This is a genomic window from Enterococcus sp. PF1-24, assembly GCF_029893325.1.
Classification (GTDB): Bacteria; Bacillota; Bacilli; order Lactobacillales; family Enterococcaceae; genus HY326.
This window is the reverse complement of sequence record NZ_JARXWL010000019.1, coordinates 1-18085: the sequence shown is the minus strand read 5'-3', so window position 1 is coordinate 18085 and position 18085 is coordinate 1. Positions and strand designations below refer to the sequence as shown.

19 protein-coding genes are annotated in these 18085 nt (G+C 37.5%); 5 read left to right on the top strand and 14 right to left on the bottom strand.

Features of this window, described 5'->3' with window-relative positions; genetic code table 11:
• Window positions 1-215: 215 nt before the first annotated feature.
• Entirely contained in the window at window positions 216-1559 is a 1344-nt protein-coding gene (locus M2139_RS09360) for an FAD-dependent oxidoreductase (protein ID WP_280738575.1), read from the bottom strand.
• 488 nt (window positions 1560-2047) lie between these two features.
• Here M2139_RS09360 and M2139_RS09355 point away from each other — a divergent pair, with 488 nt between their 5' ends.
• On the top strand, window positions 2048-3556 hold the full coding sequence (locus M2139_RS09355; protein WP_280738574.1) for a helix-turn-helix domain-containing protein: 1509 nt from the start codon (window positions 2048-2050) through the stop codon (window positions 3554-3556).
• Window positions 3557-3614: 58 nt separating this feature from the next.
• On the opposite strand, the gene M2139_RS09350 is transcribed toward M2139_RS09355, so the two are convergent.
• The 5 genes from M2139_RS09350 to M2139_RS09330 all read right to left on the bottom strand — a co-directional run bounded on the left by M2139_RS09350 (window position 3615) and on the right by M2139_RS09330 (window position 8050).
• Window positions 3615-4262 (bottom strand): CPBP family intramembrane glutamic endopeptidase, encoded by a 648-nt coding sequence (locus M2139_RS09350; RefSeq protein WP_280738572.1) that lies wholly within the window; start codon window positions 4260-4262, stop codon window positions 3615-3617.
• A gap of 155 nt (window positions 4263-4417) precedes the next feature.
• A complete protein-coding gene (locus tag M2139_RS09345) occupies window positions 4418-4783 on the bottom strand; it encodes a type II toxin-antitoxin system PemK/MazF family toxin (protein ID WP_280738571.1) in 366 nt (121 codons plus the stop codon).
• 12 nt (window positions 4784-4795) lie between these two features.
• Window positions 4796-5917: an alanine racemase gene (gene alr, locus M2139_RS09340; protein WP_280738570.1), complete on the bottom strand. Its 1122-nt coding sequence runs from the start codon at window positions 5915-5917 to the stop codon at window positions 4796-4798.
• Window positions 5918-5922: 5 nt separating this feature from the next.
• A complete protein-coding gene (acpS, locus tag M2139_RS09335) occupies window positions 5923-6282 on the bottom strand; it encodes a holo-ACP synthase (RefSeq protein WP_280738569.1) in 360 nt (119 codons plus the stop codon).
• Window positions 6283-6460: 178 nt separating this feature from the next.
• Window positions 6461-8050, bottom strand: coding sequence for a DEAD/DEAH box helicase (locus M2139_RS09330; RefSeq protein WP_280738568.1), 1590 nt, complete (start codon window positions 8048-8050; stop codon window positions 6461-6463).
• Window positions 8051-8576: 526 nt separating this feature from the next.
• On the opposite strand from M2139_RS09330, the gene M2139_RS09325 reads away from it, so the two are divergent.
• Together M2139_RS09325 and M2139_RS09320 are read left to right on the top strand one after the other, a co-directional pair.
• Window positions 8577-9014 carry a DUF805 domain-containing protein gene (locus tag M2139_RS09325; RefSeq protein WP_280738567.1) on the top strand — a complete coding sequence of 146 codons (438 nt, stop codon included), beginning with the start codon at window positions 8577-8579 and terminating at the stop codon, window positions 9012-9014.
• Window positions 9015-9053: 39 nt separating this feature from the next.
• Complete coding sequence (locus M2139_RS09320; RefSeq protein ID WP_280738566.1) at window positions 9054-9497, top strand: DUF1307 domain-containing protein; 444 nt, start codon at window positions 9054-9056, stop codon at window positions 9495-9497.
• 77 nt (window positions 9498-9574) lie between these two features.
• Here the strand turns inward: M2139_RS09320 and murF are convergent, their stop codons facing one another.
• The 3 genes from murF to M2139_RS09305 all read right to left on the bottom strand — a co-directional run bounded on the left by murF (window position 9575) and on the right by M2139_RS09305 (window position 12655).
• On the bottom strand, window positions 9575-10951 hold the full coding sequence (gene murF / locus M2139_RS09315; protein ID WP_280738565.1) for a UDP-N-acetylmuramoyl-tripeptide--D-alanyl-D-alanine ligase: 1377 nt from the start codon (window positions 10949-10951) through the stop codon (window positions 9575-9577).
• A 102-nt stretch (window positions 10952-11053) separates the two neighbouring features.
• Entirely contained in the window at window positions 11054-12106 is a 1053-nt protein-coding gene (locus M2139_RS09310) for a D-alanine--D-alanine ligase (protein ID WP_280738564.1), read from the bottom strand.
• Between the two features lie 102 nt (window positions 12107-12208).
• Entirely contained in the window at window positions 12209-12655 is a 447-nt protein-coding gene (locus tag M2139_RS09305) for a YaiI/YqxD family protein (protein ID WP_280738563.1), read from the bottom strand.
• Between the two features lie 166 nt (window positions 12656-12821).
• Here M2139_RS09305 and M2139_RS09300 point away from each other — a divergent pair, with 166 nt between their 5' ends.
• On the top strand, window positions 12822-13595 hold the full coding sequence (locus M2139_RS09300; RefSeq protein ID WP_280738562.1) for a DUF5067 domain-containing protein: 774 nt from the start codon (window positions 12822-12824) through the stop codon (window positions 13593-13595).
• Window positions 13596-13865: 270 nt separating this feature from the next.
• Here the strand turns inward: M2139_RS09300 and M2139_RS09295 are convergent, their stop codons facing one another.
• The 5 genes from M2139_RS09295 to M2139_RS09275 form a co-directional block, all read right to left on the bottom strand.
• Complete coding sequence (locus tag M2139_RS09295) at window positions 13866-14831, bottom strand: Gfo/Idh/MocA family oxidoreductase (protein WP_280738561.1); 966 nt, start codon at window positions 14829-14831, stop codon at window positions 13866-13868.
• 18 nt (window positions 14832-14849) lie between these two features.
• Window positions 14850-15275 (bottom strand): hypothetical protein, encoded by a 426-nt coding sequence (locus tag M2139_RS09290; RefSeq protein ID WP_280738560.1) that lies wholly within the window; start codon window positions 15273-15275, stop codon window positions 14850-14852.
• A gap of 43 nt (window positions 15276-15318) precedes the next feature.
• Window positions 15319-15954, bottom strand: a complete 636-nt coding sequence (gene udk / locus M2139_RS09285) for a uridine kinase (protein WP_280738559.1) — start codon at window positions 15952-15954, stop codon at window positions 15319-15321.
• A 97-nt stretch (window positions 15955-16051) separates the two neighbouring features.
• Window positions 16052-16732 carry a YjjG family noncanonical pyrimidine nucleotidase gene (locus M2139_RS09280; RefSeq protein WP_280738558.1) on the bottom strand — a complete coding sequence of 227 codons (681 nt, stop codon included), beginning with the start codon at window positions 16730-16732 and terminating at the stop codon, window positions 16052-16054.
• 34 nt (window positions 16733-16766) lie between these two features.
• Window positions 16767-17483, bottom strand: a complete 717-nt coding sequence (locus M2139_RS09275) for a 16S rRNA pseudouridine(516) synthase (protein ID WP_280738557.1) — start codon at window positions 17481-17483, stop codon at window positions 16767-16769.
• Window positions 17484-17668: 185 nt separating this feature from the next.
• On the opposite strand from M2139_RS09275, the gene M2139_RS09270 reads away from it, so the two are divergent.
• The gene (locus tag M2139_RS09270; protein ID WP_280738556.1) at window positions 17669-17992 is read left to right on the top strand and encodes a DUF960 domain-containing protein; all 324 of its coding nucleotides are present in this window, start codon (window positions 17669-17671) and stop codon (window positions 17990-17992) included.
• Window positions 17993-18085: the final 93 nt, after the last annotated feature.

Genomic DNA, 18085 nt, shown 5'->3' with positions numbered 1-18085 from the left:
TTATCATTTTAATCATTCTGTTTAACAAAAAACATCAGGAAATATTTCCACTCCCTTTAATCATATCATAATTAACCACTTATTTTAAACATTTTTTTCGAGATTATTAAAAGCTCTCGCTAAAATCCGTCACATTTTCAAAAATGCTCCTGCTAAAACCGAAAACTAAGGGATATAAATAAGATTGTCATGGTTTCCCACAACAATCTTATACTTTATCTGCGACGTAATTGTTTTTGCATACAGCGTAAAGCTGCTTCATTAATAAAATGGTAAGGTAGATTAATTTCTGGATGAAAAGCGCAATCCATCGTAACCAACTCTTCCACTGTCACTTGGCGGTTAATCACTAAAGAGAGATAATCAATCACGCCATTTAAATTTTCTGAACCAGTCACTTGCGCACCTAAAACCACATAACTAACTTCGTCAAAAACTAAAAACAGTTGCAATAACTCACCGTTGCCATCTTTGGTTTCATATAAAAAGGTTTTATAATCGCGGCCTTCAAAGTCGGCTTGTTTTACCGTCATGCCAATACTACCAAGATAGCGACCACAAACTTTGGTAAAAGTCGTTCGCTGGTTTGCTTGATACTTGACTGGCATTCCGGCAATTTTCATGGCCGCCACATTAGCGGTCCGCACCGTTTCATTCACTAACGGCGTATACATTCTGCCGCGAACATTAGTGACTGGGTAAGCCACCAAATCCCCCACCGCATAAACATCAGGAACGCTGGTTTCCATATATTCATTGACTTTAATCGTATGGTCTGGCAAAGTAATCATTTGCCCTTCTAACAAACCGGTATTCGGGCGCCCATTAATGGCATAAATAATTAAGTCACTCTCTAATTCCGTTTTAGTAGTTTTAACTAATTTTTTACCGTTAGCTAAAGGTGCTACGCTAAATACTGTATCATTTAACAGCAATTTGACATTATTTTCTTTAAAAACCGTTTCAACTGACGCTACCAATTTTTCTTCATAGTAACGATTTAAAATGGACGAACCACTTTCGATTAAATTAATCTTATGACCCTTGCCGATTTGACAGAAGGTGCAAGCCAATTCCACCCCAATATAGCCAGTGCCAACAATCGTGATTGACTCAGCCGCTTCAATTTCAGCTAACAAAGTTTGTGATTCTGCAAAGCTCTTGTAAGTTTTCACAAAATCGCCGTCAGATTCTTCCGATAGCTCCACCGATTTTTGAGTGGAACCCATCGCCAAAACTAACGAATCGTAGCTTTCCCAACTGACTTGATTGGTAGCTAAATTTTTGACTTCCACGCGTTTTTCTGCAAAATCAACGGCGGTAATTTCATGGCGTTTTTTTAAATCAACGCCGGCTTTAGCCACTTCTTTTTCTTTAAACAGTTGCGCATCAGCTAATTTTTTTACCGCACCTTTTAAATATAAATTAATGCCACTAGCGATAAAGCTAATAAAATCATTGCGTTCATAAACAATGACTGTATCTTTAGGTTTAACTTTTTTTAATGTTAAGGCTGTTTGAATGCCTCCATGGGAACCGCCAATAATAATTGTTTTCATCTTATTACTCCTTTAATGTACCAAAAGGAAAATGCGTGATTTAGTTCTCAACAAACGCTATTTCTAGCTTTTAAATGGAAATCACCACGTACCTTCTAACGTCGTTTATCAAAAATCCAGTTAAATATCAAGTGTATTTTATCAACTAGCGAAATATTTTCTCAACATGTTACTCACTTAAATTTTACCATACTGATTAAGAAAAATATATTTTCCTGTTCATATTACCATAAAAAAGTATTTAAATAACATAAATTGCCCGTTTTTAGGTCTCAAATTTTAAAAAATAATTCGTCTTTACAAGGGTTTGCTAGATTTTTCTAAAAAACATTGAAATTTCTCCTTGGTTGAAGTATCCTTGTAATAGATGTGTCATTTTATTGTAAAGAAAAACACAATTAGTCATTAAAATTTAACTGAATTAAAATATCTTATAGCTTGTGGTTGGGCTATATTTTCAGTTAACAGGATAAAAAAGGGGGTGCACTATGTATAAACGGGATTTTCTTGAAAAGCCATACGATGTAATGAACGATATTATTCTCTACCTATATAATACCCAAAACATAGTCACCAAAGCTGAGCTGGTTCGCGTCTTTAAACTAAGCTTCAACACCCTAAATGAATATCTCCGCTTAATTATCGCTTTTATCCAAAAAGAAGATTTTGGCGCTCAGTTAAAACTAACAATTGAAAGCGACCAAGTCTCTCTGGAAAAATCAGCCACTTTCCCAATTGAGCACTGTACGCAAATCTTTTTGCAAAACTCGATGAAATATAAAATTTTGCAACATCTTTTCGAGCGGGGAGAAATTCCTAGCGAGATGTTTCAAGCAGAGCACAATATCAGCTCCGCCACTTACTACCGCCGAATTACCGAGTTGAACGATTTGTTAAAAGAGTTTCATTTAAAAATTAAACGCCGCCGCTTAGTTGGTGAAGAAAAACAAATTCGCTATTTCTTTTTCTGTTTTTACTGGTTTTTATCAGAAGATAAAGAAACCTTTGCCAATGAAACGTCAAACCAATATGTTAGCTTTATTAATCAACTAAGTCATGACTTAGCAATTGATTTTCAAACATCAGAAATTTTACAAATTAAATTATGGATGAAAATTTCAGCTAAACGTTTAAATCGCAATCAAGAATTTGTTTTCAATCCGGCTTATGATAGTTATGAACGACCACTATTTAACGAAATCAATCGCATTTTAGTTAATTATTCCGTTAAAAGTGAACCACAATACTCGATTTATGAAGCTTATATGTTTTATGACTTTTTCTGTGGCATGCGGAACTTTTCACCACGGACAAGTTTCTCTTATCGGTTAGCCAAAGCTCATAAAGCGGATCATTCTTACATTAACTTTATGTCTCAAATGGTTTTAAACTACTTGCAAGTTCATAATTATTTATCGCCAACGATTTCTGAGCAACGCTTGGCTTACATTGAGCACCTGCTTTATCAATTTCACTCACAAATTTATTATTTTGACGGTGTGATTATTAATTTTGATAGTTGGAGCTTAAATGAATTAGCCCAAAAATTGCGAGCTTCTTACACAGCTCAAGATATCCGCAAATTAATTAATTTTTGCCAAACAACCTTTAGTGATTATCACGAGCGGCAAGCTTTTAGTAATCAGTTAGCGGAACTCAATTATACAACGATTTTCAATCAACTAGCTGAATTTAATCAAGAGTTGATTACCGTAGCGGTTCACCAATCGTTAAATCCTTATTTAGAAGATTTAGTGATTCAAACCATTCAACAAGAACTAGGGAAAAATTATCCCGTTCAAGTGCTACCTTTTCAAGATGGCAAAGAATACGATATTTTAGTTTCAAATGTTGCCACTGAGCAGCTAATTAAAGCCAATCCTCACCAACAAGTTTACACTTATGGTGATTTTTGTAGCCCATACGACTTAAGTGAAATCAAAAAAATCCTCCAACAAATGTTAGAAGATCGAACAAAATCACATACTATTGACTAAAATTTAACTATCGATAATAAAAGACGATCGTGAGTTGAATCAACTCACGCTCGTCTTTTTAAAAAGCGCCCAGCATTGCAAAAATAAAATTTCCAAATCCGTGTAAAATAATACTTGGCCAAATAGAACCATTAAAGATTTTTTCATTGGCAAGCCCTAGTAACGCTGAACCAAGTGTCACAAATAAAAAACTACCTAGATGATAGGCAACACCGACTGGTAACCCAGTAAGTATAAACAGCACATTATGCATTCCCGCAAACAAAGCCGCTACAAAAAACACAGCCAACCAACTACTCATTTTTTCTTTAAAACGTTTGACTAAAAAGCCCCGAAAGAATAATTCTTCACAAAAACCATTCCCTAAAACGGTTTTAATAAACGCTGGTCCAGCAGCCAACATAGCTAAACCTGCATATTCTCCTTTTGATGTACTCCCGCTTTCAGCAATAATTCCCGCTAATCGTTCTTTATCCACAAAAGCAAAAGTTAAATCTTCACCGTAAATCATAAATAACCCATAAAAAATCAAAAACACAATTAATACACCGACAGGTTTCGTCAATTGCGGCTTAGTCAAACCTACAAACTCCGTAAATGATTGTTCTTTACGATGAAAAATCCCCCACCATATTAATGGTATGGTGCCAAAAAGAAGAAAATTCCCCAACACTGTTGTAACTGCTTGGATAAACAAATCGTCCATTTCCCCACTCCTTACTTACTCTTTATTCTATATCTATAGAATAACTGCTAAACCTTAACGCCATTATTAACTAATCCTTAATTATTTCTTAACTGTCAACGCAAAAAAATTCTGTGCTATTTGCTCATTTAGCAAACAACACAGAATTTCTATTTTCAGATACTCTCCTCAACTTCTGCCATTTCAACACCAACACTAATTAAAAGTGCTTGATTGACACTCAGCATCGTTGTTTTATCTAACTGACAAACTTTTTCCCGCAAACGACTTTTATCAATTGTACGAATTTGCTCTAGCAAAACAACTGAATCACGGGCAATTCCACGGCTATCCGCATGAATGCCAATATGGGTAGGCAGCTTAGGCTTAGCCATTTTAGCGGTAATTGCTGCTACAATAATCGTTGGGCTAAAATGATTACCTAAATTATTTTGAATCACTAATACCGGTCGCACGCCACCTTGTTCAGAACCAATGACCGGCGAGAGATCCGCATAGTAAATATCTCCTCTTTTAACCATTGTTAAAAAACCTCATTCTGTATATTCTCGAGGAATCCGGCTAGAAATTAAACAAGCAACTTCATAGTGAATCGTATCTAGATGCTCCGCCACTTGTTGCATCGTAATTTCTTGAGTGCCATTTTCGCCGATTAATGTGACTGTTGTTCCTAGGGGATAGGCTTTTGGTAAGCGAATCATCAGTTGATCCATACAGACCCGACCGACAATCTCACAAAATTCCCCTTCTACTAATAATGAAAATCCTTGCATTTTTCGCAACCAACCATCAGCATAACCAATCGGCACGGTGCCAATCCATTCAGCTTGTTGACTTTGATAAGTCGCTCCATAGCCAATAAAAGCGCCAGCGGGAACTTTTTTCACTTGGACTAATTTAGAAACAAGCTCTAGCGCCGGTTGTAAATCTAAAGACGGTGTCAATTCTCCGCCAGCAGGATTTAAGCCATACATACCGACACCATAACGAACCATATTGCCTAACTGATCTTCGTGAAATAGTAGCGCCGCACTATTGTCAGTATGAACGTAGCGGGGTAATGTCGGTAAAGCTTGTAACCACTGGCTAAACAGCTGAACTTGTTGCTGCCAATAAGCTTGGTCACCACTATCCGCTGTAGCAAAATGGGTGAAAATTCCTTGCCAACACATTTTTGTATTGTTTTGAATCGTTGCAACAGCCGTTAACAAACTTGGTAATTCAGCAAAACCAATTCGTCCCATGCCACTATCAACTTTAATATGTAATAATAATTCGGTTGCGGTTTCCACGTCAGCTAAAACTGTTGCCGCCGCTTGCAACCATTCATTCGTCGCCACCGTTAAAGAAATTTTTTCCTCTAAAGCAACTAAAACAAATTCTGGTTCAACAATCCCTAACACTAAAACTGGTTCGCTAAAACCGGCGCGTCGTAACGCAATTCCTTCATCTAAAGTCGCCACACAAAAACCGGTTGCGCCACCTTTTTTAGCCGCTTGTGCCGTTGCAATTTCCCCGTGACCATAACCTTCTGCTTTAACCGCTGCAAAAAGTTCGGTACCGGCTGGGAGTTTTTGTAAAGCACTGGCAACATTATAAGTAATTCGCTCTTTATGTATAATTGCCTTGGTTGGTCGATAATAAGAAGTTACCATAGCTATTACTCTCCCTCTAATAAAATTTGGGCCATCGCTACCGTTGCTGTATGGGTAATCGTCACAAAAACCTGCCCAGTTTTGTAAGGGGATTGCGTAACTACTGGCGCCCCTAATTCGTTGCTTAAGATTTCAATTTCTTGAAAACCAACGCCTTTACCAATCCCGGTCCCCCAAGCTTTAGCAAAAGCTTCTTTACAACAAAAACGGCCTGCTAAATATTCTACTTGACGATGAGGTGGCAACTGACTAAATTGCTGAAACTCAGCCGGCGTCAAGACCCGTTGCGGAAAACGTGGTTTATTTTCTAAAATTTCTTTCACGCGTGCCAAATCTAAAGCGTCAATTCCAATGCCCTTTATCATCTTATCACAGTCTTCCTTGTAAAATCGCTGAATTGATTTCTATTTTAGCAAAAAAAAACGAAAAAGCCTAGTTACAATTCACTTTTCGCTTTGAAAAAAACAGTAAATCCCTTGCTAGCTAACTTAGGCTTCAAAAAAAGGAGCGGGACAAAAACTCACTGTCCCACTCACTTTACTATTAATCGTTATTGTTGCGGATAACAAAACCAGAGCTTGATTTTTTATCGCTACGACGTTTGCCGCCGCTCCAGTTACTGTTTTTGTTTTGGCTGCCTTTGTTGCCGCCACCTTTATTGTTGCCATATTCTTTCGAACGTTGGCTGCCGCCTTTACCGCCGCTATTTTTATTGTTGCCACGGTAACCACCGCCGTTGCCGCCTTCTTTACGATTACGGTTATAACCACCTTTACCGCCGCCACCGCGACCACCTTGTGATTTTTTCGTACCTGGTAAAGGACGTTCAGGGGTAATTTTAACAGGAACAACTGATGTTGGATCTTTTGCCAAAGTTTTTAATAACAAGGCTGTTAAATCTTGGGCGCTATATTTTTCTAATAAGCTATCAGCTGTTTGTAAATATTTATCCAAACCATTTTCATCAAGTTTGCTTTCAATTTCTTCAATCGCATTGCCTAATTGACCAACGAAAGCTTCTTTTTCGGTTGGTGGGCGCATTGGAGACATGCGTTTTTTCGTTAAACCTTCAATCACATGTAAATAGCCCATTTCATTTGGAGTTACGAAAGTTACTGAAATACCATCTTTTCCTGCCCGGCCTGTCCGACCAATCCGGTGAACATAGCTTTCAGGATCTTGTGGAATATCGTAATTGTAAACGTGAGTTACGCCAGAAATATCTAAACCACGAGCCGCTACGTCTGTAGCAACTAAAATGTCTAAGTTACCACCTTTAAATGCTCGTAAAACGCTCATCCGTTTTTGTTGTGATAAATCACCATGAATTCCTTCAGCTTTATAACCACGGGCTTCAAGACCACGAGCTAATTCGTCTACCCGGCGTTTTGTTCGACCGAAAACGATTGTTAATTCAGGTGTTTGAACATCTAACAAACGAGTCATTACATCAAATTTTTCAAAGTCTTTAGCACGGATATAATATTGATCAATCAAATCTGCTGTCATTTCTTTGGCTTTAATTTGAACGTGCTCAGGATTTTGCATAAATTTCATGCCGATATTTTTAATTGCTGGTGGCATTGTTGCTGAGAATAACAACGTTTGACGTTCAGCTGGCACTTTAGAAATAATGCTTTCGATATCTTCTAAAAAGCCCATGTTTAACATTTCGTCTGCTTCATCTAAAACTAATGTTTCCACAGTTGATAGTTTTAAAGTGTGGCGGTTGATATGATCTAACATCCGACCAGGTGTCCCTACAACGATATGGGGACGATCTTTCAAGCCACGAATTTGACGGCCGATATCAGCGCCACCATAAACAGCTTGAACCCGAACTTTTTTCTCTTTACCTAAACGGTATAATTCTTCTTGAGTTTGAATCGCTAATTCCCGAGTAGGGGCGATAACTAACCCTTGTAAAATTCCTTTGCTAGTGTCGATTTTCTCTAACATTGGCAAACCAAAAGCAGCCGTTTTCCCTGTTCCTGTTTGTGCTTGCCCAATCACGTCTTTACCTTCTAAAGCCAACGGAATTGTTTCCGCCTGAATGGGTGTTGCTTCCTCAAAACCTGAACGTTCTACTGCTGCTAAAATCTCTGGTGATAAATTTAATTCTTTAAATTTCAAAAAAAATCCTCCTACGTTTTCTTTATTCTTAGAAATTATTACAGTTAACCAATTTTATTAACTGTAACATCATTTATTCTCAGAAAAAGAAAAGAAAAAAGATTTCTTCACCGCCGTGTCGCCAAGTTCCGTGCTTCGCCACACTCCGCACACATTTACTCACTTATTTCAAGTAATAGAAAAGCCAAACACTGATGTGCTAGCTTTCTTTCAATATATCTAAAAGATTACTTTATTCGTCGTTAATTTTCTTTTTCTGCAAAGAACTATTATAGCACGGAAATCGAAAAATTTCAAATTATTATGAAAATTTCAGAAAACGGGAAACCTTCGTAGGAAAGTCTGTAAAAAGCCAAGACTGTATTTAATTGTTTAATGATATTTAGCGTTTCATTCCAACTATTCATAGAATCTCCGTATCCAACTTTTTGTGCAAACAAAAAAAGAGATTCCTACCAATAACTTTATTTGCTATACTGTTTTTATAGCAATTATTTTCACTATTTTAAAAATAAGGAGTATTTAAATGTTTAAAAGTTATCTTGCTTTTTGGAAAAACTACGTAAATTTCGAAGGAACCACTACCCGTTCAGATTATTGGCTAGCCATTTTGCTGCATTTCATTATTTATGTAAGCTTAATTTTTGGTGCTATTTTCTTTAGCGCTGTCACAGCTTTCAGAGTTTCTGATTTTTCTTTTTCAGTAACCATTGCACTTATGGCTGTGTTATTGTTGTACTCTTTAGCGATTTTTATACCAAGTTTATCAATAATGGTTCGCAGACTACGCGACGCTGGCTTTCATTGGGCCTTGATGTTTTTGCAGTTGATTCCATTTGGTGGCTTTGTGCTATTTGTCCTGACTTGTCTACCTTCAAAAGTTACATCTGACTATCAAGAACAGATTTACGACGCGCCAACTTTTTCAGATGATGACGACGATTTTAGCGACGTCGAATTTTAACCCTTCAAGCAAATAAATAATTTAATCAAGGAGCCGATTATGAAAAAAACTTTACGATTTTTATTAACTTTTGTCTTTTTACTAATTTTTAGCGGTTGTAGCACTTCAGTTCAGTCAGATACTTTTGAAAGTGATATTGGCGGCACAATCGTTGACGTCACTTTAACGCATAAAAAAGATAAAATTGTTGCCATTAAACAGACCACCTCTTACCCGATGGAAAGTTTTGCGACAGAATGGACTGATGAAATCAAAGATGATTTACAAGAAAATTTCAGTCAAGAATATGCTGATTTAACTGATACTGAAGGCGTCAAAGCGACTTTCGATTTTACTGATACCACGATGGAAGTCACCCTTGATTTCGATTTAGAAAAAGCCGACACAGAAAAACTGAAAGAATTATTAGGCACTGATTTTTCAACTTTATCTTATGAGCAAGCTGCTAAAACTTTTGAAGTTAAAGGCTATACAAAAAAATAGATACGTAACTACACCATTAAAATAAAACAAAATAACCTATCGCAAAATCATTACTGATTTTTGCGATAGGTTATTTTTTACGCTTCTTCTGCTTGCTCCATTAAAGCGGCAACGACTTGATTTAACTGCATACCGTTACTACCTTTTAACATGACAGCATCTTCTGGTTGTAAAACTTTTTTCAAGCTGTTAATTAAGCCCGCTTTGTTTTCTTGATCAAAATGATGCACGTTTAGTTGTGGGAATTTTTTCACTAATAAAACATAGAGTGCCATCATTTCCGGTCCATATAAAAAGACTTCCGCCACATCTGCTGGTTGAATATGACTTTCCAAAGAAGCATGCATTTCAAAAGACTGCTCCCCTAACGCCAACATATCTGCTAAAACTAAATATTTTTTCCCAGTTGCCCGTGGTAATTTTACAAAAGTATCGATAACTAACGCCATCGCTGTTGGATTTGCGTTGTAAACATCACTTAAAATATCCGCACCATTAGCGGCTTTCAACCATTCCGTCCGATTTTTAGTTAATTGGAAACTCCCTAAGCCTTCACGAATTTCCGCAATCGTTAAACCAAACCAAGTTCCGATGCCATAAGCGATTAAAGCATTGCTGACATTATAAGCACCAATCACAGGAATCGTAAAATTCCCCCCTGCTACTTCAAAAGTGGTGGCTTCTGCCTCTTCCGCAATAACCCTACCAGCAATATCCCCAGCTGCTAAACCAAAAGTTTTAACTTTTTGTGGTAGTTCAGCAACCTCATTTGCCAACAATTCTTCATCAGCTGGAATAAATAAAACACCATTTTTTTGCAAGCCACTAACAATTTCCATTTTGGCTTTAGCGATGCCCGCCCGCGAACCTAAATTTTCAATATGAGCTTCTCCCACCATCGTAATGGCAGCAACTGTTGGTTCAGCAATTTGCGAAAGTAATTCAATCTCGCCGAAATGGTCCATACCCATCTCTAAAATTAATTTTTCAGTCGTATCAGGCATTTGTAAAATCGTATAAGGTAAGCCGATATCGTTATTATAATTTCCTTGAGTTTTATAAGTTGCAAATTTTTGCGCTAAAACAGCTTCCGTCATATCTTTCGTAGTGGTTTTACCGTTACTACCAGTAATAGCAATTACATCTGGCGCCACTGTTTTTAAATAAAATTTAGCTAAAGCTTGCATGGCCGGTAAAATTTCTGCTACCAAGATTACCGTGATGGTTTTCGGAGCTTCCTCTAAAGAGCGACTCCACAAAGTTGCGGTCGCCCCATTGGCAATCGCCTGTTCAATAAAATCATGCCCATCACGAGCGCCTGCCAATGGCACAAATAAATTCCCCGCTGTAATTTTACGACTGTCAAACTCGACACCAGTAATTACTGTCTTTTTATCCCCGCGCCCTTGCTTTGCTTTGACAGCCTTCGCAATTGCCTCTACTGTTAACTTCACTTTGTTATCCTTCTTTCCTAAAAAATCCGATTTCACGCCGGTAAAAAAGGTTGAGAAAAAGGGGACTCCCTCATCTCAACCTTATTAATTTAAGGTCTTTTCTTACCGTTCTTCCGCAAATAAACCTTGACGTTGTTCAAAACGTTTAATCGCTAATTGAATTAATTCTTCAATTAAATCCCCATACTGTAAGCCCATATTCTCCCATAGCAAAGGATACATACTAAATGGCGTAAAGCCTGGCATGGTATTTAATTCATTTAAGAACAATTCATTTTTAGCAGTTAAAAAGAAATCACAACGACTTAACCCGCTGCCCCCCAGCATAGTGTAAGCTTGTTTAGCGTACTCACGGGCTTTTTCTTGTACTTCAGCCGTTGTTTCTGCCGGAATTTGCATGGTAATCTGATTATCAATATATTTGGCATTATAATCGTAAAAAGCCACATCTTTGACAACTTCTCCCGGTAAAGTCGTGCGCACATCATCATTGCCTAAAATCGCCACTTCAACTTCACGGGCATCAATGCCTTGTTCCACAATCGCACGGGTATCAAATTTATAAGCTTCTATTAAAGCTGCCGCTAATTCTTCACGATTTTCAGCTTTTGAAATTCCGACGCTTGAACCCATATTCGCCGGTTTAATAAACATCGGATAAACTAGCGTGCCTTCACATTTTTCAAAAATCACTTGTGGCGTTTCTTGCCATTGATTAATTAAAACTGGCACATAAGGAACTTGGGGAATCCCAGCTGTTTGTAAAATGTATTTCGTCATGATTTTATCCATGCAACAAGCACTAGTTAAAACACCCGTACCCACATAAGCCATATTTAAAGTTTCTAAAAAACCTTGGATCGTGCCATCTTCTCCATTTGGTCCATGTAACACCGGGAAAACCACAGCACCTTCTTCTTTAATCTCACCAGGATTGATTTGCATCGCTTGGCTGCTACCGACTAAATCTAATTCCGCTTCACTAGTTGGTGCTTTTGTTAATAGCGGACCTTTTAACCACTGTCCTTCTTTCGTGATCATCACTAGTTGGACTGTATAGTATTCATAATAAATTGCATTTAAAACTGAAAAAGCGGAGACAATTGAAACTTCATGCTCTGCACTTTTACCACCATATAATAGAATAATTTTCATAAAAAATCCTCCAATTAACCAGTTATCTTAAATAACAAATCTCACTTCGTCTATTTACACTTTTCATATTCTACCACAAAAGCTTTCTCTGTTGTAAAAAAATCATAATTTTTCCGACAAAGCTGCTCTTAACTGCTGACAAAAGGCTTGTCGTTCAGCATTAGTGAAAGCTTTCGGGCCTTTCGTCCGCACACCAGCTTGGCGCATTTTTCCACTGTGATAACGCTGCTCCAACATTTGATCAATTGTGGCTGGCGTATATTCTTTACCAGATTGATGAAAAACGCGAACTTTTTTATTTAAAACTAATGAAGCTAAGCCATAATCTTGGGTAATCAATAAATCCCCCGCTTGAATCAAACTCACAATTTTATAATCGGCCGCATCATTGCCTTGATCCACATAAACAAAAGAAACGAAAGCCGGATACTCTTTGGTTGTGTAGTGATCAACACTGGTCACTATCACAACTGACAGCCCAAACTCCCCTGCTAAAGCAATCGTTTCTGCTTTCACTGGCGAACCATCGCCATCAATAAAAATCCGCATCTCTTCGCCCCTTTTCTGCATTTAATCAAGTGTAGCATGTTTTTTGTAGCAATCAAAGACCTTTGGAAATGATTATCAAACTTGATGAAGACTTTTACTAATGATATGATAGAAAAGGAAATATTTTTCAAAAATTAAATAATTTTTTACAAAAAGGGGTATAAAAATGAAAAAAAGATTTATTTTGTCTGGTGCTTTAGTTTGTCTTTTAGCTTTGTCTGCTTGTGGTAGTTCAGCTACAGAAGATTCCGCAACAACTGCTAAAATTGATAAACTAGCAAAAAAAGTGGATGCTTTAGAAGAAACGGTTGATTCTTTAGTGGAAGCACAAGAAGAAAGCGAAAAAACGGTAACTAAACCAAGTACGAAAAAAGATGACGATGAAAAAACAGTTGCATCTAGCGAAGAAGAGAAAAAAACTACTGATAAAAAAACAGAAACTAAAAAAGAAGAACCAAAAGCTAGTGGCGAATTATTAAATACAACTTTTGAAAATGATGAAATTTCATTTACAATTACTGCTGTTGATTTCTTAGGAAACATCGGTAAATATGATGACGCTGCAGGTCATGTTGTTCTCTCTTATACGCTTGTTAATAATAGTGATGAAAAAATGGAAGCTTGGAATGAAGTTGGGGATTATATTGACGCAACTGAAGAAGACGATTTATCAGAGGATGATTTATACACTTCTTACAGACTTTCTTATTACGAACCATTTAAAGATCGTTATGAAAATAGTCAATTAAACATTAAACCTGGTGGAACAATTGATGGCGCAATTGCTTTTGAAATCAAAGATTTAAGCAAAAACCTAAATATTATGGTTAGAAAAGAAGCCTATAATAATAGCGACAAAAACATTTTAGTTAAAAAAACCTACACACCCGAAGAAATCGCACAAGAATTTGAAAAAACCAAAGATATTTTACCTGACTAAAATTGATGATAAAGAAAAAGCTCAAGTTTCCTAAGAAACTTGAGCTTTTTTTGCAATACTTGTAAACAAGCAGACAAAGTTTTCTCCACAAAATCCTTTGCCCAGTACCCCTGCATCCGGCAGGTGATTGTCGCCAATCGTGTACTCCTGCAGTCATTCAGCTATTTTTTGTTAATTGCTTAACTTAGCTTACTCGACCCGTCGCATAAGGACACTTTAGCACAGATTGCCTTGCTTGCCAATCTTTTTAATTTTTTTCACAGCAATAAATTATTTTTTCTCCCACTGTCGATAGCAAGTTTCTACCACTTTCACAGTCGTCAGCGTTCGCTCTTTAGTCATCAACGGACTTAATTTTTCACCAGCTAACAAACAGTCATTGACATGATTGACTTCAAAAACAAATTCACTGCTGAAATCTGTGCTGATTTTTTCTTCTTTGCCATCGTGATAGTGGACCACAGCTTCTTTTCCCTTCCAAAAATAGGGAATGGTTAGGCTACCTTTTTCACCATAAATTGTCAGCTGACTTGGTAAATCTAAATTTACTGTTAAAAAAATATCGCCTAAAATTTTTTCTCCCAGCTGGAAAGTTAAGTTGCACTGTTCATCAATTCCGCTAGCTGTTAACGTACTCGTGCCAGCAAAATCAGCAATTCCTTCAGATGTTAAATATTGCATTACTGTCAAAGGATAGCTGCCTGAGCCATGCAAAGCACCGCCACCAGCGGCTAAATCATGAAACCAAGTTAAATGGTCGATATTGGGAAAAGCCATTACTGCTTGCAACCACTGAATTTTGCCCAGGCGACCGGCTGCTAAAAATTGTTTGACTTGCTGAATCACTGGTAAAAAAACAGCTTTTTGTGCTTCCATAATAAAACAATTATTTTTTTCAGCCAAAGCAAATAAAGCTTCAGCTTCCGCCAAAGTTAAAGTAAAAGGCTTCTCCAATAAAACATGCTTTTGATTTTCTAAAGCCAGCTTAGCCGCGGCGTAATGACCTTTGTTATAGTTGGCGATATAAACAATATCGACATCTGGCGCTTGACATAAGGCTTGATAACTCCCGTAAGCTTGCGGAATCGCTAGCTGTTGCGCCATTTTTTCCGCAGTTTCAAGTTTTCGGGAAGCAATCGCTACAACTTCTCCTTTTTGACTCTCTCTCACACCCGCCACAAAACGTGGCACAATCTGAGCGGCACTTAAAATGCCATAGCGAATTGTTTGCGGCATCACGTCAACCACCTTTCTTTAGGCTTTTTCTCGCAACACTTGACGGCGACAATACAAGTAAAAAAGCAACGTCAGCAGTAAAATTCCCACATCAAAAAGCGCCACCCCAGTTCCTAAAACAGCCAACCTATTTCGCAAAGCAAAAGTCAAGACTAACAAAATAAATTGCGCTAAAGTAGCGGTTAAGGCGGTGATTACTGCCGCTTTCTTTTTCAAAATGAATAAAAGTGGCTCTGCCAAACCTGCCAATAAGTTAATTATCCAAAAAATCATAAAATAAAAGGGATAAGCAGTAAAATATTCAATAACTTGCGGTCCATAATTATGGCTTAAGTAATAGGCTTCATTATGAGTTAGCATCATAAAAAAATCATAAATCCCCATCACGTACATAAATATCATAATTAACGCAAATAAGTAACCATACCATTTGGTTTTCTTCATAAAAAAGCTCCTCTGATCTGTTACAAAATCATTTAACAGTAAATTAATCGTTGCATTCTGCAAAAATCTTTTCAATCTTAGTTGTAATTAGGTCGATGGCTACGTGGTTTTCGCCACCTTCTGGCACAATGATATCGGCATAGCGTTTAGTCGGCTCGATAAATTGATGATACATCGGTTTCACTACTGATAAATATTGTTCAATCACCGAATCCAATGTCCGCCCGCGTTCTTCCATATCCCGCTTAATCCGGCGAATAATGCGGATATCGTCGTCCGTATCCACATATAATTTAATATCCATTAAATCCCGCAAGCGCTGATCTTCTAAAATCAAGATGCCTTCCAAAATAATGACTTCTTTCGGCTCTTGCACAACTACTTGATCGCTGCGCGTGTGGCGCACATAATCATAAACTGGTTTTTCAATTTCTTGATAACTTAACAATTGTTGTAAATGTTCAATCAATAAATCCGTATCAAAAGCCAAAGGATGATCGTAATTTGTCGTTAAACGCTCTTCAAAAGTTAAATGACCTTGATCTTTATAATAAGAATCATGCTCCAACATCATAATAGAATGATTGGGAAAATGATTGTAAATCGCCCGGCTAACGCTGGTTTTACCACTGCCTGAGCCACCTGTTACCCCAATAATAATCGGTTTGGCCGCTACCATAAATCCGCCTTCTTTCATTTTGTTTAAATTGATTATCTTTATTATAGCGAAACCTTAGCGAAATGCTATGCCTTTTCTGCCATTAAGAAAAATTTTTTTAGCTACCTAAAATGCCGTAAAGCTCTGTTAATTGTTGAATTTCATAAGTTGGCTGAATCATCCCAGTTGTTTTTTGCGGATTTAACCAAATCGTATCAATCCCCGCTGTAATCCCACCTTGAATATCAGAAGTTAAAGAATCCCCGATAATGACGGCTTGCTCTTTTGCAAAATTAGGAATTCGGTCAAAGACATAATCGAAATATTCAATCATCGGTTTTTGATAACCGGTATCTTCTGAAACAAAAACATCTTTGAAAAACGGCAATAATTTCGCATCTGTTAACCGGCGATATTGCGTTTGGGAAACACCATTCGTCACAATATATAAATCCGCCCGCTGACTTAAATCAGTGATGATTTCACGACTATCCGGCATTAAATCATGCCCTTCCTCTAAAAAAATGCGATATTGATTTTCCAAAGCCACGCCATCAACTTTTTTACCTAGACTTTCAAAAAACATCCCGAAACGCTGATAAATCACTTCATCTCGCGTCCGTTCACCTCTTTCAAAGGAACGCCACAATTCGTGATTCATTTCTTTATATTTCGCTACCAAAGCTGGTGTTTCCGTAACTCCGGCAAAAGCAAACAGTCGCTTTAAAGCCACCCGTTCTGTTGCTTGAAAATCCAATAACGTATCATCAACGTCAAATAATAATGTTTGATATTTCATTGCTAACCCTTCTTACTTCACAATTTTTCTTTCATTAAAAAAACGGCAATAATGTCATTAACTCCGCTTCGTTTAACGGACGATAAGCGCCCACTGCTAAATCAGCAGGCAACTTCAACGGACCTAATTGCAGCCGTTTTAAAGCCGTCACTTTTTTCCCACAAGCTAAAAACATTTTTTTCACTTGATGAAATTTACCTTCGACAATTTCTAAACGCACCTGACTTTCATCAGCGCAAGCTGCTAAAATCTCCAATTTTGCCGGTTGACAACGAGTGCCATCTGCAAAAACAATTCCTTCAGCAAACGCCGCAATATCTGCTGCTGTCACTTCAGCATTAATCTGCGCTTCATAAATTTTCGCTACTTGAAACTTTGCTTGCATCAAAGCATAACCTAAAGGCCCGTTGTCCGTTAAAAACACCAAACCTTCCGTATCACGATCTAAACGCCCCACCGGATAAATATTTTCTCGCTTATCCGCCGCTGCCAATAAATCAAGCACGGTTTCTTTTTCTGCATCGTAAACGGTGGTAACCACGCCCCGAGGTTTATTTAATAAGTAATAAACATGTTGCGTTTGCGGACACCCTTTGCCTAACACCTCAATTTTATGTAACTGACTATCAACGTTGCGGCTCCCAGAAAGTTCACTTTTGCCATCGACAAAAACTTGGCGACTTTTTAACAACTGCTTCGTTTCTGAACGAGAAGTTTGATAACTTATTTCAATTAATTTATCTAGCCGCATCCTGTGCTCCTGTCGTTAAAAAATTTCTTCTTCTAATTTACCATAACAACACTTGCGATGCCAATTTCTTTCCTTAAAAGTAATCCTTAGAATATTTTTAAGATAAAAGCGTAATGTTTGATTTTTTTAGCACAAGTCACTAAAATTTATTTATAAGAAACCACCAAGAAAGTGAGGTTTTTACGATGTTTGAAATTTTTGATACGAATCGCCGCCGTTATGCATCGACCGGGGTCATTTCCAGTATGCCTAGCGAACTGATTGATAGCATCTGGTTTGTGATTGATTATGATTTACAGGGACTTTTCCCTCTAGATAACTTATTAACTTTTACTTTAATCAACAATCAGGGCTTTGTTTCCATTGGCTTTACTAATAAAGAAAGCCAAATGGATATCACCATTGATCTGCCTTTTCGCTACGTCAGCGGATTGCCTACTGAAGTCCATACTTTTGACGATGGCACAAGGGAAACGATTTTGCTACCTAGCGAGATACAGCAGAGATAAATCAGCACCACCCTTCAAAAGGGTGGTTTGCTCTGGGGCTATAAGCCCCTAAAACCGGCCAGCGCCTAAAGACGCTGGCTTTTCACATTTCAT

Coding starts and splice junctions, on each gene's coding strand:
- M2139_RS09360 (WP_280738575.1), bottom strand. CDS start 1,559: ATGAAAACAATTATTATTGGCGGTTCCCATGGAGGCATTCAAACAGCC.
- M2139_RS09355 (WP_280738574.1), top strand. CDS start 2,048: ATGTATAAACGGGATTTTCTTGAAAAGCCATACGATGTAATGAACGAT.
- M2139_RS09350 (WP_280738572.1), bottom strand. CDS start 4,262: ATGGACGATTTGTTTATCCAAGCAGTTACAACAGTGTTGGGGAATTTT.
- M2139_RS09345 (WP_280738571.1), bottom strand. CDS start 4,783: ATGGTTAAAAGAGGAGATATTTACTATGCGGATCTCTCGCCGGTCATT.
- alr (WP_280738570.1), bottom strand. CDS start 5,917: ATGGTAACTTCTTATTATCGACCAACCAAGGCAATTATACATAAAGAG.
- acpS (WP_280738569.1), bottom strand. CDS start 6,282: ATGATAAAGGGCATTGGAATTGACGCTTTAGATTTGGCACGCGTGAAA.
- M2139_RS09325 (WP_280738567.1), top strand. CDS start 8,577: ATGTTTAAAAGTTATCTTGCTTTTTGGAAAAACTACGTAAATTTCGAA.
- M2139_RS09320 (WP_280738566.1), top strand. CDS start 9,054: ATGAAAAAAACTTTACGATTTTTATTAACTTTTGTCTTTTTACTAATT.
- M2139_RS09310 (WP_280738564.1), bottom strand. CDS start 12,106: ATGAAAATTATTCTATTATATGGTGGTAAAAGTGCAGAGCATGAAGTT.
- M2139_RS09305 (WP_280738563.1), bottom strand. CDS start 12,655: ATGCGGATTTTTATTGATGGCGATGGTTCGCCAGTGAAAGCAGAAACG.
- M2139_RS09300 (WP_280738562.1), top strand. CDS start 12,822: ATGAAAAAAAGATTTATTTTGTCTGGTGCTTTAGTTTGTCTTTTAGCT.
- M2139_RS09295 (WP_280738561.1), bottom strand. CDS start 14,831: ATGCCGCAAACAATTCGCTATGGCATTTTAAGTGCCGCTCAGATTGTG.
- M2139_RS09290 (WP_280738560.1), bottom strand. CDS start 15,275: ATGAAGAAAACCAAATGGTATGGTTACTTATTTGCGTTAATTATGATA.
- udk (WP_280738559.1), bottom strand. CDS start 15,954: ATGGTAGCGGCCAAACCGATTATTATTGGGGTAACAGGTGGCTCAGGC.
- M2139_RS09280 (WP_280738558.1), bottom strand. CDS start 16,732: ATGAAATATCAAACATTATTATTTGACGTTGATGATACGTTATTGGAT.
- M2139_RS09275 (WP_280738557.1), bottom strand. CDS start 17,483: ATGCGGCTAGATAAATTAATTGAAATAAGTTATCAAACTTCTCGTTCA.
- M2139_RS09270 (WP_280738556.1), top strand. CDS start 17,669: ATGTTTGAAATTTTTGATACGAATCGCCGCCGTTATGCATCGACCGGG.